This window comes from Winogradskyella algicola (assembly GCF_005869935.1).
GTDB lineage: Bacteria > Bacteroidota > Bacteroidia > Flavobacteriales > Flavobacteriaceae > Winogradskyella > Winogradskyella algicola.
Genome location: NZ_SZQF01000002.1, coordinates 273,027 through 287,613, shown reverse-complemented (window position 1 = coordinate 287,613; position 14,587 = coordinate 273,027). Strand labels below are relative to the sequence as shown.

The 14,587-nt window shown below is 34.6% G+C and carries 14 protein-coding genes; 7 read left to right on the top strand and 7 right to left on the bottom strand.

Annotation, left to right across the window (positions count from 1 at the left end; translation table 11 throughout):
* Positions 1–25 precede the first annotated feature (25 nt).
* From trkA to FC091_RS05840, 4 genes are all read left to right on the top strand, one after another.
* Positions 26–1,375 carry a Trk system potassium transporter TrkA gene (trkA, locus tag FC091_RS05855; RefSeq protein ID WP_138433339.1) on the top strand — a complete coding sequence of 450 codons (1,350 nt, stop codon included), beginning with the start codon at positions 26–28 and terminating at the stop codon, positions 1,373–1,375.
* Between the two features lie 8 nt (positions 1,376–1,383).
* Entirely contained in the window at positions 1,384–2,886 is a 1,503-nt protein-coding gene (locus tag FC091_RS05850; protein WP_138433338.1) for a TrkH family potassium uptake protein, read from the top strand.
* Between the two features lie 164 nt (positions 2,887–3,050).
* A complete protein-coding gene (locus tag FC091_RS05845) occupies positions 3,051–3,299 on the top strand; it encodes a hypothetical protein (RefSeq protein WP_138433337.1) in 249 nt (82 codons plus the stop codon).
* A 120-nt stretch (positions 3,300–3,419) separates the two neighbouring features.
* Positions 3,420–3,704, top strand: coding sequence for a hypothetical protein (locus FC091_RS05840; protein ID WP_138433336.1), 285 nt, complete (start codon positions 3,420–3,422; stop codon positions 3,702–3,704).
* 98 nt (positions 3,705–3,802) lie between these two features.
* Here the strand turns inward: FC091_RS05840 and FC091_RS05835 are convergent, their stop codons facing one another.
* Positions 3,803–4,987: a pyridoxal phosphate-dependent aminotransferase gene (locus tag FC091_RS05835; RefSeq protein WP_138433335.1), complete on the bottom strand. Its 1,185-nt coding sequence runs from the start codon at positions 4,985–4,987 to the stop codon at positions 3,803–3,805.
* 18 nt (positions 4,988–5,005) lie between these two features.
* Entirely contained in the window at positions 5,006–6,106 is a 1,101-nt protein-coding gene (locus FC091_RS05830) for a fatty acid desaturase family protein (RefSeq protein WP_138433334.1), read from the bottom strand.
* A 140-nt stretch (positions 6,107–6,246) separates the two neighbouring features.
* On the opposite strand from FC091_RS05830, the gene rsmG reads away from it, so the two are divergent.
* Entirely contained in the window at positions 6,247–6,873 is a 627-nt protein-coding gene (gene rsmG / locus FC091_RS05825; RefSeq protein ID WP_138433333.1) for a 16S rRNA (guanine(527)-N(7))-methyltransferase RsmG, read from the top strand.
* Positions 6,874–7,029: 156 nt separating this feature from the next.
* Here rsmG and FC091_RS05820 read toward each other — a convergent pair whose 3' ends face one another.
* Both FC091_RS05820 and pruA read right to left on the bottom strand, forming a co-directional pair.
* Entirely contained in the window at positions 7,030–8,724 is a 1,695-nt protein-coding gene (locus FC091_RS05820) for a T9SS type A sorting domain-containing protein (RefSeq protein WP_138433332.1), read from the bottom strand.
* A 146-nt stretch (positions 8,725–8,870) separates the two neighbouring features.
* Positions 8,871–10,496, bottom strand: coding sequence for an L-glutamate gamma-semialdehyde dehydrogenase (pruA, locus tag FC091_RS05815; RefSeq protein WP_138433331.1), 1,626 nt, complete (start codon positions 10,494–10,496; stop codon positions 8,871–8,873).
* Positions 10,497–10,637: 141 nt separating this feature from the next.
* Between pruA and FC091_RS05810 the strand changes: the two genes are divergently transcribed.
* The gene (locus tag FC091_RS05810) at positions 10,638–11,648 is read left to right on the top strand and encodes a DUF6695 family protein (protein WP_138433330.1); all 1,011 of its coding nucleotides are present in this window, start codon (positions 10,638–10,640) and stop codon (positions 11,646–11,648) included.
* A 13-nt stretch (positions 11,649–11,661) separates the two neighbouring features.
* On the opposite strand, the gene apaG is transcribed toward FC091_RS05810, so the two are convergent.
* Positions 11,662–12,048 (bottom strand): Co2+/Mg2+ efflux protein ApaG, encoded by a 387-nt coding sequence (apaG, locus tag FC091_RS05805; RefSeq protein WP_076617735.1) that lies wholly within the window; start codon positions 12,046–12,048, stop codon positions 11,662–11,664.
* 64 nt (positions 12,049–12,112) lie between these two features.
* The gene (locus tag FC091_RS05800; protein ID WP_138433329.1) at positions 12,113–13,489 is read right to left on the bottom strand and encodes a pyridoxal phosphate-dependent decarboxylase family protein; all 1,377 of its coding nucleotides are present in this window, start codon (positions 13,487–13,489) and stop codon (positions 12,113–12,115) included.
* Positions 13,490–13,563: 74 nt separating this feature from the next.
* On the opposite strand from FC091_RS05800, the gene FC091_RS05795 reads away from it, so the two are divergent.
* Complete coding sequence (locus FC091_RS05795) at positions 13,564–14,097, top strand: cysteine dioxygenase (RefSeq protein WP_171032471.1); 534 nt, start codon at positions 13,564–13,566, stop codon at positions 14,095–14,097.
* Positions 14,098–14,106: 9 nt separating this feature from the next.
* On the opposite strand, the gene FC091_RS05790 is transcribed toward FC091_RS05795, so the two are convergent.
* On the bottom strand, positions 14,107–14,586 hold the full coding sequence (locus FC091_RS05790) for a hypothetical protein (protein WP_138433327.1): 480 nt from the start codon (positions 14,584–14,586) through the stop codon (positions 14,107–14,109).
* Position 14,587: the final 1 nt, after the last annotated feature.

Here is a 14,587-nt window from a genome sequence, read left to right as displayed (position 1 = left end):
ATGTTTATTTTGAATAAAAACATAGATGAAAATAATTATCGCAGGTGCAGGAGAGGTAGGATTTCATTTGGCAAAATTACTATCCTACGAGTCGCAAGAGATAACACTTATAGATACAAAAAAGGATAACCTGACCTATGCAGGTGAGCATCTGGATATAAAAACCATTAAAGGAGACGCCACATCTATTGCTATTTTAAGAGAAGCGCGTATAGATTCGGTAGAACTATTTATAGCAGTTACATCGTCTGAAACTACAAATATTACAGCATGTGTGCTAGCAAAACAATTAGGCGCTCAGCGTACAATTGCACGAATATCCAATACAGAATTTATTGATGAAAAGGAAACTATTGGGTTTTCTCAATTTGGCATAGACGAGTTGATTTCACCAGAGTCTCTAGCAGCATCAGAAATTGAACTTTTATTAAATCAGTACGGTTTTAACGATACTTATGAGTTTGAAGGAGGTGCATTAACAATGTTGGGTTTAAGACTTTCTAGAACTGCAAAGTTTGTTGGTAAGACGGTAAAGGAAGCGGCAGAACTTTATTCAGAATTGCATTTTATTCCAATTGCAATTCAACGATACGGAACTCAATATACTATTATTCCACGTGGTGATACACAATTTAAAGAAGGAGATAAAGTAGTATTTATGACTTCTGCAGGTGGTGACGCCGAATTATTTGAACTTTCAGGTAAGGTTAAGTCTGAGATTAAGAATGTAATGATTCTCGGCGGAAGTAAAATCGGTTACAAAACTGCAAGAGACCTTTGCAAAAGCAAGTTTAAAGTAAAACTTGTAGAAAGTAAAAAGCCGCTTGCTGAAGATTTAGCAGATAGACTGCCTAACGCTTTAATTATATGTGGAGACGGAAGAAACGTTGAGATTTTAGATGAGGAAAATATTAACGACATGGATGCTTTTATCTCAGTAACTGGTAATTCTGAAACTAATATCATGTCGTGTTTATTAGCAAAGTCAAAAGGGGTAAGAAAAACAATTGCCTTGGTTGAAAATATGGACTATTACCAGCTATCTCAATCTATAGGTATAGATACCCTCATCAATAAAAAATTACTTGCGGCAAACAACATATTTAGGTACATAAGAAAGGGTGAGGTTGTAGCCATGACCAAGCTTACTAATATGAATGCAGAATTGTTAGAATTTGTGGTGAAGCCTAATTCTAAAATTACAAATAGACTTATTAAGGATTTAAATTTTCCAAGATCGGCTATCTTCGGCGGTGTTATTAGAGATGGAGAAGGTATGATTCCTTTGGGAAGCTTTAAAATTGAGGCTGGAGATAGAGTTGTAGTCTGTTGTTTGCCACGTTCTATTTCTGAAGTAGAGGCCTTTTTCTCGTAATTAGTATTATGTCTAGAATTCGACTAAATTATAAAATCATTTTCCATTTTTTTGGATTGCTATTGCTTTTCAATGGTGGTTTTATGATGTTGGCCACGCTTATCAGTCTAATATACAAAGATGGTGTAACCTTAAATTTATTTTTAGCTAGTTTATCTACTTTGCTCATAGGTGGTGTCGCCATGTATGGCACAAAAAATCACAGTAAAGAGATGAACAAACGCGAAGGTTATATTGTTGTAGCCTTTGGTTGGATTGTAATGTCGCTAACAGGTACATTGCCTTACATGGCAACAGAATCCATTCCTACATTTACTGAAGCGTTTTTTGAAACCATGTCTGGCTACACGACAACTGGTGCCAGTATACTTAATGATATAGAAATACTTCCTGAAGGTGTTTTGTTTTGGAGAAGTATGACCCATTGGATAGGTGGTATGGGAATCATTGTACTTGCTATTGCCATTTTACCGTTATTAGGAGTAGGTGGTATGCAGCTTTTTGCAGCTGAGGCACCAGGACCTGGTGGTGATAAATTACACCCAAGAATCACAGACACTGCAAAACGCTTATGGCTTATATACTTTGGTTACACTGTTGCCGAGACAATTCTTTTGCAAGTAGCAGGCATGTCTTTTTTTGATGCTATTAACCATGCATTAAGTACATTATCCACAGGAGGTTTTTCAACTAAAAATGCAAGTATAGCACATTGGAATGATAATCCAACAATTCAATATATCATCATATTTTTTATGTTTTTAGCTGGTACAAATTTTGTACTGAGTTACTACCTTTTTAAAGGTAATGTTACCAAAATTATTAAGGATGATGAGTTTAAATTATATTTTAAATTCATATCGATTTTTACCATTATCGCTGCGGTTTTAATTTATTTTAGAGCAGATGTGTCTCAGTCTACCATTGCGCATCCAATGGTTTTAGGTGAAGGTGAAAGTGCTTTTAGACATGCTTTATTTCAGGTATTAGCAGTAGTTACAACAACAGGATTTGTGTCGGCAGATTATACCATGTGGACACCATTTTTAACGGTATTCTTCTTTGGGTTAATGTTCTTGGGAGGTTCTGCAGGTAGTACCTCTGGAGGTGTTAAGGTTGTACGTCATTTAATTTTAATTAAAAATGGTTTTTTAGAATTTAAACGCTCATTACATCCTAATGCTATTTTGCCTGTACGATATAATACAAAATCAGTTTCTAAAGACATTGTATTTAATGTCTTAGGGTTCTTTATTTTATATATGCTGTCCTTTATTATTGGAGGGTTAGGATTCTCCATGTTTGAGATAGATTTTGAATCTGCCATTGGTCTGTCAGCCTCTAGCTTAGGTAACGTAGGGCCTGCACTCGGTGATTTTGGACCTGTAAATAATTATGCTGCATTACCACCTTTAGGGAAATGGTGGGCGTCATTTTTAATGCTGATTGGTCGATTAGAATTGTTCACAGTGCTTATAATTTTGACTCCTTTTTTCTGGAGAAACAGATAAAATTTCAAAAATTTTTAATTTTTTTTAAAATTTAGCTAGCCTATAATTTTACTATTGTTTTTTGAGTTTTATGTGCTCTAAATCAAGCTGTTGTTGAGATACTACTTGTAACATTTTTATTTCTGTTGCGTCATATTTGCGTAACCAATTAAAAATTATCAATCATGGAATTAGTATTAAATCAAGAATTAGAATCTGTACCAGAACCCATTGCGGTATCGCATTACACAACAAACGGTTTGTTAAATTCTAATTACAAATCTATTGTGAAGCACAACTTTAGCAAGTCTACAACAAAATCTGTTTTCGGAATTAGACAGCGTATTAAGTCTTCACAATTGCGTAAAGTAGACCACGTTGCAGCTATATTAAAATTGTCTGTATTCGTTATAGCTTTAATCGCTATTTTCTAAAATATATTCACTCTAGTTTCTGAACTCTAACTGGCATTTTTAAAAATGCCTTTTATCTCTATTAACATGTATATAGATATAATGTTAATGCTCTGTACCTTAATTTAAAAGTAAGAAGTTATGTCAGGAGGATATATGTCAACCAGTATTAAAAATAATCTAAGTTTGCTTTCTAAAAGAGAAAAACTTAAAAATACTCTAGGTAGTAAAAAAAATACCAGAAAAACAGAGTATAACTTACCGAAAGCTTCTAACAAGGAACTAAGTATTATTGCTAGACGCATGCAGGAGGAACATAGGCTTAGAATGGCAAAAGTAATGGTGGTAACAGCAATTCTATTTTTTATTCTCGTAGCTGTTTTTCTTGCTTCAAGAGGTGGTATAGTAGAACTCTTAACGTATTAAAAAATAAAACTTTGGTTTGGATGCTATTGGCATCATAAAAAAAGCTATAATTCATCTTTTAAGAATTATAGCTTTTTTTTAAAACGTTATCGGTAGGCTTAACTTAATGCTTCTTTAATCCTTTTAACTGCTTCGATAATTTGCTCTTGTGAAGCAGCATAAGAAATACGTATGCAGTCAGGATTACCAAAAGCTTCACCGGTTACTGTGGCTACTAAAGCTTCTTCCAATAAGAAGAGAGACATGTCAGTAGCGTTGTTTATGGTTTTTCCTTTTATGGTTTTTCCAAAATAGGAAGACACATTAGGGAATACATAAAAAGCACCTTCTGGTTCATTGGTTTTAAAACCTTCAATATCATCAAGTAAGCCTAAAATTAATTGACGACGTTCTTTAAATTCGTCAATCATGTATTGAATTTCAGAAGGATCTGCTTCTAAAGCAGCTATAACCGCACGCTGGGCAATACAGTTTGCTCCACTAGTGACTTGTCCTTGCATTTTATTGCACGCTCTAGCAATCCACTCTGGTGCACCAATATAACCAATTCGCCAACCTGTCATAGCAAAGGCTTTAGAGACACCATTTACAGTGATTGTTCTGTCATACATATCATCAAACTGAGCCATACTATGATGACCTCCAATAAAATTGATATGCTCATAGATTTCATCTGAAACAACATGAATATTAGGGAAATCCTGCAAAACATCTGCAATGGCTCTAAGCTCATCTTTGCTATAAACTGAACCGCTTGGGTTACAAGGTGAACTGTACCAAATCATTTTTGTTTTTGGAGTAATGGCAGCTCTTAATTGATCAGCTGTCATTTTAAAATCATTGCTTATCGCTGTTTTTACTTCAACAGGAACTCCACCATTTAATTTTACGATATCTGCATAGCTAACCCAATAAGGGCATGGTAAAATAACTTCATCACCATCATTAAGCATTACGGAAGCTATGTTAAACAAAGCTTGTTTGGCTCCAGTAGAGACTACTATTTGAGATCTTGAATAGTCCAACCCATTATCACGTTTAAACTTTGTAATAATCGCATCTTTAAGTTCTACATAGCCATCAACAGGTGTGTAACTATTGTAGTTGTCGTCCACAGCTTTAATTGCAGCTTCTTTTACAAAATCTGGCGTGTTAAAATCTGGTTCACCAAGACTTAATCCAATAATGTCTTTACCCTCTGCTCTAAGTTCTCTGGCTTTTGCAGCCATAGCTAGGGTTGCTGAAGTCGATAGATTATTAATTCTATCTGAAAGTTGGTTCATGTTTTAGTAGTAATAGAATTATGCTTGCATTGCTGGTTGCGTTCCCATTTCTTTTAAAAATCTAAAATGCGCAGCAATAGCTTTTCTTGTGGTTTCGTATTCTTTGTAAGGTAAATTAAATTCTTTAGCAGTCTCCTTTACAATTTTAGCAATCTTCCCGTAGTGTATATGACTAATGTTAGGGAAAATATGATGCTCTACCTGATGATTTAAACCACCTGTATACCAGTTTACTAACCAATTTTTAGCTCCAAAGTTAACAGTCGTTTTAAGCTGATGAATTGCCCATGTATTCTTCATAGTACCATCCTTTTCAGGCATCGGCATTTCGGCTTCATCCATAACATGCGCTAACTGAAATACAACACTAAGTATAAGACCTGCTACATAATGCATTATAAAGAAACCAATTAAAACCTCATACCATGCTAAATCTGTAAGTACAATAGGTAAAACAATCCACATAGCAATGTAAACCAGTTTAGAAATCACCAACTTACTCCAATTTACAATAGGGTTTGGTAGTTTCCCATATGATAATTTGCGCTTCATGTAGCGTTTCATTTGTTGGAAATCTGTTGTAATTGCCCAATTGATAGTAAGCAATCCATATAAGAAAATGGAGTAAAAATGTTGAAATCTGTGGTGTTTGCGCCATTCTGCGTGTTCAGAAAACCTTAGGATTCTTCCAGCTTCTAAATCTTCATCATGCCCATGAATATTAGTATATGTGTGGTGAAGGACATTGTGCTGTACTTGCCAGTTGTAAACATTTCCGGCCAAGATGTAAATACTGCTACCCATTAGGCGATTTACCCATTCTTTGTTAGAAAAAGAACCATGGTTGCCATCATGCATCACATTCATGCCAACTCCAGCCATACCAACACCCATAACCACTGTTAGTAAGATTTGAGCCCAAGTAGGTATGTCTAGTGTAAGCAATAAAAAATATGGTGTTAGAAAAAGGGAAAACATAACAATCGTTTTAAGCCATAATTGCCAGTTACCTGTACGTTTAATGTTATTTTCTTTAAAGTAATTGTTAACACGCTTATTTAGAGTTCTAAAGAACTTTGCCGAGTCAACACGAGAGAATGATAAGGTTTGTTGAGCCATAAATCTATTTTTTATTTATAACGAAATGAGATTAACTTCATTATAAGTTGACAAAGATAATTAATAAATAAAATGAAGCCTTATGCTTAGGCGTTAATTTATGCACACTAAAATAGTTATTTTTGCACAAATTGTAATAGATGGATTTAATTCTAAAATATTTTCCTGATTTAACCGAACATCAGATTGAACAATTTGCAGCTCTTGAAGCATTATATAAAGATTGGAATTCAAAAATAAATGTGGTGTCTCGCAAAGATATTGACGAGCTCTATCTTAGACATGTGTTACATTCTCTCGGTATTGCTAAGGTGATACAGTTTGCAGATGGTTCCTCAATCTTAGATGTTGGTACCGGAGGTGGTTTTCCTGGTGTGCCTTTGGCTATTATGTTTCCTAATTGTCAATTTCATTTAGTAGATAGTATTAATAAAAAATTGAAAGTTATTAATGCGGTTTGTGAAGCTATTGACTTAACTAATGTAAGAACAACACATAGTAGAGTAGAGGCTATTACTGAAACTTGCGATTTTATTGTAAGTAGAGCCGTTACAGCTATGCCAGAGTTTACAAAATGGGTAAAAGGTAAAACTGCGAAAAAGCAGAGAAATGAATTAAAGAATGGGATTTTGTATTTAAAAGGTGGTGATCTAACAGAAGAGTTAAAGCAATACACCACAGTTAAAGCCTATTTATTATCAGATTATTTTGAAGAAGAATTCTTTGAGACTAAAAAAGTGATTCATTTACCACTTAAGCATAACTAAATAAAGAGGCTGTCTAAAAAGTCAGTGTTTTGTCAATCTGAACTGGTTTCAGATTCTAAAACAAACTAAAAATCTGCTTATTAAGATTCTGAAATAAATTCAGAATGACAGATTTTCAGACTTTTTAGACAGCCTCTTTTTTATGCTACAATTAAATTAGTCAGCGATAAACTTAGTTGTGAAGCTAGTATTATTTTCTGAATTTACATTCAATATGTAAAACCCTGAAGCTAGATTTACAGGAATTGTAGTTCTATTATTCAATAATATTGAAGTGTTATAAATTACCTTCCCTGAAACATCCATAACTTGTATTGATGCATTTGATTCAGTGTTAGAAAGAAGAACAATTTCGTCTTTTATAGGATTACTTTCCAGTTGAAATGAGTATGCGTCATTATCTGTATTACTCAATGGTATTGTTAAGATTTCAGAAAGTGCAAAAGCTACGTTATCCTCAGTTAACTGAACATGAGGCTCATTGTCATCTGGTAAAAATGTATTATCAAAAGGTGTGATGTTTGTTGTTCCACGACCAGCCAGATTAATATCGTGATGCCAATCTATTTCATCATCTGTGATTTCTAATGCAAGTCCACTTACGGAAGGGATGAAATTGAATTTATCGATTTGTAAAGCATTCACAAAATCGCCTGCTGTACCACCTCCAGAGGCAATATCACCAGTTAAAGCTGCCAGATCAAAAAGCCCACCTGGTGCTGAGTCTACACCATCAGAATAAGAAAATGACTGACTACTTGCTTCAGACCCTTCTACTTCAACTCCAAAAAGAGAGATGGAAATATCACTTACTGTAGATGTTATACCAGCTGCTGGTGTAAAGTTTATTTCGATATTAACAATTGCTGTGAAAATACCCGCAGGAACGCTTAAGCTAGTATTAATTACAGAATATCCATTTGTAACTGTAGGTCCGCTATTACCCATTGCAAAATATGAACTCCCAATGCCACTACCATTTATTATTGCAACCTTTCTTGTATTCTCGGGAAATCCTGAAGTATTAAAACTGTTGATGTTGCTCACAAATTGAGTTCTAAAAGGATGCGGTTGAGGCAAGGTTAGAGCAGGATCAAAGTTTACAGAACTTCCAGATTGAAGGTGCGCTTCAAAATGATCAACTAATAACTGTCTTGCGGCTGAAGATTTTAAAAAAGAATCTATGAGTGGTTGTACCTCTGCAATTGGTTGTGTGCCATTATTAGCAAGAAAATTTAATTGATGCTGTAAACCTATTGGAACATTAGCGCCATGATGAGGAGAATCAAAAGACATATATAGTCTCGTATCGGCATCTAGCATGTTAGCCTCCATGTAATTTAAGGCATAACGAGATATTAATCCACCCATGCTTGGACCTATGATAACGTTTTGCTCAGGGTTACTTGCACTAGCCTTTGAGGTGTTTATAATGTCCAAAAGTTCTACAAGTAGCATGGCATTACGTTCTATAAAGTCAGTACCACCATCTATTGTTGCGCCATCAGCAGCTCTTACATAAACAGGGAAGTTTAAGATAATAACATCAAAACCTTCAGCTCTTACTAAGTCTGCTAAGTTTTGGGAACCAGAACTGCCAGTAAAATCCAATAAACTGTATAGTCCAGGAATGTCTCTTGAATCTGTTGGGTCAAAGCCGTCAACTACAATGATAGGTTTGTCTAAAATACCATCATCAGTATCTAGAAAAATTTGATATTCACCTTCACCAGGATAGTTGTTTGCTTCACCATAAGCTGATAAATCTGGTGTTATACTCGAAGTGAAGGAAGTTTGAGCTATAACTAAAGCGGGAACAATTAATAAAATTAAAATGTAAAATTTCTTCATATTGAGGGAGTTTTTGATTTTAGACTTAAAAGATACAAAGTTTCAAAAGGCAATTGCTAAATTCAATGTTATATTCTACCAAAAGCAAAAAAAATCCTTAAAAGCACAAGGCTCTTAAGGATTTGTAATTCAGTTTGTTATACTGGTTAGCCTAAGAAAGGATATCTGTAATCTGTTGGAGTTACAAATGTCTCTTTAATTAACCTTGGAGATACCCAACGCAATAAGTTTTGAGCACTACCAGCTTTATCATTTGTTCCAGAAGCTCTGGCACCACCAAATGGTTGCTGGCCAACAACAGCACCAGTTGGCTTATCGTTAATGTAGAAGTTACCAGCCGAATTTTGTAATGCTGTAGTTGCTTCGTCTATAGCATAACGCTCAGTGGCTAAAATCGCACCAGTTAAAGCATATTCACTTGTTTCATCAACAAGTTTTAAAGTCTCTGAATAGGCATCGTCTTCGTAAACATATATAGTTATTACTGGACCAAATAACTCTGTACACATCGTAGTGTATTTTGGATTTGTAGTTACAATAACTGTTGGTTCAATAAAATACCCTTTAGATTTATCGTAATTACCACCAGCAATAATTTCAGCATCACTATCAGCTTTCGCTTGATCTATATATTTAGCTAATTTATCAAATGAACCTTCGTGGATTACAGCAGTGATAAAGTTGCTCATATCTTCAGGAGAACCCATTTTAAAAGAAGCAATGTCTTCTAACACATAGTTTTTAACATCTGCCCAAATGCCTTTTGGAATGTATGCTCTAGATGCAGCACTACATTTTTGACCTTGGAATTCAAAAGCACCACGAGAGATAGCAGTTGCTACTTGCTTAGCATTAGCGGATTTGTGAGCTACGATGAAATCTTTTCCACCTGTTTCTCCAACAATTCTTGGGTATGTTTTATAATTGTGGATGTTCTCTCCAATTTGTTTCCAAAGTTCCTTAAATATAAATGTAGAACCTGTGAAGTGTAAACCAGAAAAATCTGGACTAGCTAAAACAGTATTGGTAATCATTACAGGATCCCCAAATACAACATTAATTACACCATCTGGTACACCTGCTTCTTTAAATACATCCATAATTACTTTAGCAGAGTATATTTGGCTGTCACTTGGTTTCCATACAACAACATTACCCATTAATGCCATACATGCAGGTAAGTTGCCAGCAATTGCAGTAAAGTTAAAAGGTGTTACAGCATAAGTAAAACCTTCAAGTGGACGATATTCTACACGGTTCCAAGCATCGCTTGTGCTTTCTGGTTGCTCCATGTAGATATCAGTCATAAACTGTACATTAAAACGTAAAAAGTCTATAAGCTCACATGCAGAATCAATCTCTGCCTGGTGGATTGTTTTAGACTGTGCAATCATAGTTGCAGCATTAATTTTTGCTCTGTATGGACCAGCAATTAATTCTGCAGCTTTAAGAAAAATACCAGCACGTTGTTCCCAAGGTAATTGAGACCAAGTCTTACGAGCTTCTAATGCTGTAGCAATGGCTTCTTCAACGTGCGATTTCTCAGCTAAATGGTATTCGCCAACGATATGTTGATGGTCGTGAGGAGGAGACATTGTTCTGGTGTTTCCAGTTTTTACATCTTTTCCGTTAATATATAAAGGGACTTCTACTTTGCTGTTAAACATAGCTTTGTAAGTTTCGGCTACAGCTTTACGCTCTGGTGAGCCTGGTGCATAAGACTTTACAGGCTCATTAACCGCTACAGGTACATTAAAGAATCCTTTTGACATAATATGATTGTTTTTGTTTGAATTTTTGAAAGTGCAAAGGTACAATTTTTAAAGTAGAAATTTGGTTTCAAACGTTATAGTTCTGTGAAACTTACATCCATATTTTTTGTAAGTTGCCGTTAAAATTTTCTACAAAGACCTATGTTGAAAACTGATGCCTTTATTTTAACCCTTGCTTATCCTGAAACTATTGTGTCTCATGCAGACGAATGGTATTCTAAGTATTTAAAATACCTTTCAATCGGCAATAAAAATCATGTGAGAGCTGGACACGCAGCCATGGTGTTAATTCATAAAGAAACAGGTGTTTTAGAGTATCATGATTTTGGAAGATACATCACCTCAGAACCCAATGGACGTGTTAGAGGACGAGAGACGGACTTTGAATTGAATTTTCCTCTAAAAGCAAAAATTGAAGACAATACAATTAAAAACTTAGATGAAATTCTTGAGTTATTAGCTGTGAACCCTAAACTGACACATGGAGATGGTCATTTGTATGCATCGGTTTGTAGTGCCGTGAATTATGAGTCAGCCCGAAATCATATCGATATCATGCAAGCTAAAGGCTTTATTAGGTATGCGGCATTTATAAAAGAGGCTTGTAATTGTGCTAGGTTTGTAACTGATGCATTAATAGCAGGTGTTTTAGATGTGAAAATTAAGAGACAACTACTGCGATCTAAATGGTTCACGCCAAGTACTATTGGCAACGTTGTTATTGCAGATACTGAAGATTTTGTCCATTTGGTAAATGAAAAAGGTGTTATATCTGAATTTAAATCTACCGTTAGCAGAGAAAATAGGAGGTTGTTTTTAGATAGGCTAAAAGGTTATAACCCAAGTTTGGTTGGAACGCTAAAACCAAAACACAATGAGGTTAAGAAAGAACATGCGCAATGGCTGAGTGGTATTGCTGCAGGTGCCTGGTTTGAATTACACGATTTAGGACACGATTCTGAGTTTCGTTTTAGAAGGATTTCACCTTATGGGAATATGGACTGTGACGGTATTTACAAAGTGAATGATGATAGCTTTGATATTTCTAAAGACTATCAGTTTGTTCATTATTCAAATTGTTTGTTTTTTAATATAGAACAAGAGGGTAAGAAATATAGATTTAATCTTATAAAAAATTATATGTCAGATTGAGCGCAGTCGAAACCTAATTAAGCGCAAAAGGAGCACTCAATTTAAACGAAGGAATATATACTTTGAACTTACTGGCTTTTGTAAAGTTTACCATATTGTAATGGCCTTGCATAGCGCCAAAAGGAGAGGTTAGTAGGCAACCAGAATTATAAGTGTGCTTTTCACCTGGTTTAAGTACAGGTTTTTTTCCAATAACACCTTCACCTTCAATAATCTCTTCGTTATTAAGGGCGTCAAGGATTTTCCAATGGCGAGAATGTAACTGAACAGAATCTTTACTTTGGTTTTCAATAGTTACCTTATAACCAAAAGCAAAATGCACTTTATAATTTTTATAAAAAGTGCCTTCAAAATTGGTTTCGACTGAAATTTTAATACCGCTTGTAACTTGTTGTACCATAGATTTTTTGAGCGTTGTACTTGCTAAAATAAGATAAAATTTTAATCAAGTCGTAAATTTTAAGTTAAGACGTAGGTATTTTTAACATTTTTTCGTCTACATAGGCCTCCAAAGTTCTAAAAAAGGCTAAAATGTCTGCTTTTTCCAAGACACTATTTATGGTTACCATGCGTACAAATTGTTCGTTTTTATAGGAGCCAAAACCTACCATGAGTTGTGCATCTTCGTATAACGCAGTACATAATTCTTTTGGGTCTATGTCTTTATAGTTAAAGCAAACTGAAATAGAATCATCAAAACTGTAAAGTTTATAATCTTTATTTTGTTTGATGTAATCTCTGACGATTTCAGCCATTTCAAACTGCTTGTCAACAATTTTTTCTAGTCCTTTGGTGCCGATGGATTTCCATAATGTCCATATTTTAAGAGCATCATTGCGTCTACCACATTGCATTGAGGTTTTACCTAGGTTAAAGTCATCTCCATCGGTTTGGTATAAATAATCTGCTTCGTTTGAAAATGAATGGTGCAGTTGCCCAGGGTGTTTTGTAACGATAATAGAGCAGCTTAAAGGTGTGCCAAGCATTTTATGTGCGTTAACACTAAACGAATCGGAATTTTTGAGACCATTTACCAGATGTTTGTATTTTTTGCTAAAAATAACACTACCACAATAAGCACCATCAACATGAAGCCAAAGGTGGTAGGTTTTGCATATAGGACTTAAGGTTGAAATATCATCAAAAGCGCCCAGCACAGTTGTACCTGCAGTAGCATTTACAAAGAATGGTATGTGGTTGTTTTTGAGGTCTTCTTTAATCAAAGTTTCTAAATGATTGGCGAGCATCTCACCTTTGTCGTTGGTTTTAACAAGACGTAGCTGCTCCCGTCCAATACCAGTTAAGGCTGCATTTTTTGCTATGGAATAATGGGACTCAGCAGAAGTGTAAACAATCATTTTTGATGAAAGCCCTTTAGCTCTAATAGATTCATTTTTGGCATCTCTTGCCATAATAAGTGCCATCATATTACTCATAGAACCACCTGGTGCAAAAGTACCATCGCTTTTTTCTGGATATCCTGCTAGTTTAGAGATGTTTTTCAGAACTTGTTTTTCTATACCAACTTGTGGTCCTGCAACCTTGTAAGTATACATGCTGTTGTTGAGCATTACGGCTAATAGATCACCTAAAGTTGCTTTGCCGATTCTTCCTCCAAAGAGTTGATTAAAAAAGGATTTTGAAGCTGTTTTGGGCGTGCTTTTTACGATGGTTTTCAGATTGTTAATTAGGGTCTCATCAGCCATGCCTTCATCATCTAATGATAAGTCTAATGCATCGTATAGACTAGAAGTAGTAATTTGTTTGGCTACTGGTTGTTTATATTCTTCAGCTAATAACAGTTCAGCGAGTTCTATGAAAATATTGAGGTCTTTTTGCATTAGATTGATTTCAAAATTTTGCTCAGGATAAATTTATTCCTATTTTCGATATTAAAGAATTATTTCTCTAAATATTGAGTACTCAGGAACATATTCATTCACTTGTTAATGTATTGTCGCATTCTTCCAAAGAAGATTACACAGATATTCTCTTAAATTTCAATTTTCAGGATGTAGACTTTTCTGAAATAGAAAATTGGAAAACCCATAGTTACACAAGAAACTGTTTTTATAAGGATGAAAATTTTGAGCTGATTTTGATTTGTTGGGATAAAGAACAAAAAACGGCTATTCACAATCATGGCGGCGAAGATTGTTGGGTCTACTTATTAGAAGGTGAGTTGGAAGAGGATTTTTATGAGTTGGATGATTCTGGGCAATTAAAACATAAATCATCTCAGATTTTAAAACCAAATGGAATTTCTAAATCTGAGGGACATGATGGATTTCATAGATTAGGAAATAGTACTAAAAGTAGAGCATTAAGTCTTCATGTTTACGCAAGGCCAATAGCGCAAAGTCTTACTTTTGATGATGGTTTAGGAAAGTTGGTTGATAAAAAGTTAGGATACGATACTTTTAAGAGTTTTGTGTCTATGGGGCTTTAAAGGCAAAAATTATAAATATAATTTAAGAAGAAAATTCATTTTAGCTTTTTTAATTGTTTTATCATTTGTAATTATCAAATTGCCCTTAAACTCAAAGTTAACACAATCAAAATGGTCGCATTTTAAATCCGTGTTTTCTTTAACAGAGTTTTTGTCAATTTCTATGACAATATTGCCAATACAGGACTTTTCTATTTCAAAATACTCTAGTTTCTCGAGATCCCAGAAAAACTCAAAACTACTGACCTTTGGTTTCTCACTAATAATTTCTGATAAGCAATTATTAATTTTATTGTCTTTGGAAACAAATTTAATATCGATTTTTTGGTTGAAATCCCCATGAAAGAAAATATCTAAACTTTCATTAGAGCCTTCGACTGTACCCAATAAATTACCTTGGTATTCACCATTATCTTTGCCATTGGTGTAGTTTGCAAGAAACACATAATTCAAAAATCCGAATGAAATTAATATTATAATATTTTTCATC

Bases quoted from the DNA above. Each gene is read 5' to 3' on its own strand.
- trkA (WP_138433339.1), top strand. From the start codon at position 26: ATGAAAATAATTATCGCAGGTGCAGGAGAGGTAGGATTTCATTTGGCA.
- FC091_RS05850 (WP_138433338.1), top strand. From the start codon at position 1,384: ATGTCTAGAATTCGACTAAATTATAAAATCATTTTCCATTTTTTTGGA.
- FC091_RS05845 (WP_138433337.1), top strand. From the start codon at position 3,051: ATGGAATTAGTATTAAATCAAGAATTAGAATCTGTACCAGAACCCATT.
- FC091_RS05840 (WP_138433336.1), top strand. From the start codon at position 3,420: ATGTCAGGAGGATATATGTCAACCAGTATTAAAAATAATCTAAGTTTG.
- FC091_RS05835 (WP_138433335.1), bottom strand. From the start codon at position 4,987: ATGAACCAACTTTCAGATAGAATTAATAATCTATCGACTTCAGCAACC.
- FC091_RS05830 (WP_138433334.1), bottom strand. From the start codon at position 6,106: ATGGCTCAACAAACCTTATCATTCTCTCGTGTTGACTCGGCAAAGTTC.
- rsmG (WP_138433333.1), top strand. From the start codon at position 6,247: ATGGATTTAATTCTAAAATATTTTCCTGATTTAACCGAACATCAGATT.
- FC091_RS05820 (WP_138433332.1), bottom strand. From the start codon at position 8,724: ATGAAGAAATTTTACATTTTAATTTTATTAATTGTTCCCGCTTTAGTT.
- pruA (WP_138433331.1), bottom strand. From the start codon at position 10,496: ATGTCAAAAGGATTCTTTAATGTACCTGTAGCGGTTAATGAGCCTGTA.
- FC091_RS05810 (WP_138433330.1), top strand. From the start codon at position 10,638: ATGTTGAAAACTGATGCCTTTATTTTAACCCTTGCTTATCCTGAAACT.
- apaG (WP_076617735.1), bottom strand. From the start codon at position 12,048: ATGGTACAACAAGTTACAAGCGGTATTAAAATTTCAGTCGAAACCAAT.
- FC091_RS05800 (WP_138433329.1), bottom strand. From the start codon at position 13,489: ATGCAAAAAGACCTCAATATTTTCATAGAACTCGCTGAACTGTTATTA.
- FC091_RS05790 (WP_138433327.1), bottom strand. From the start codon at position 14,586: ATGAAAAATATTATAATATTAATTTCATTCGGATTTTTGAATTATGTG.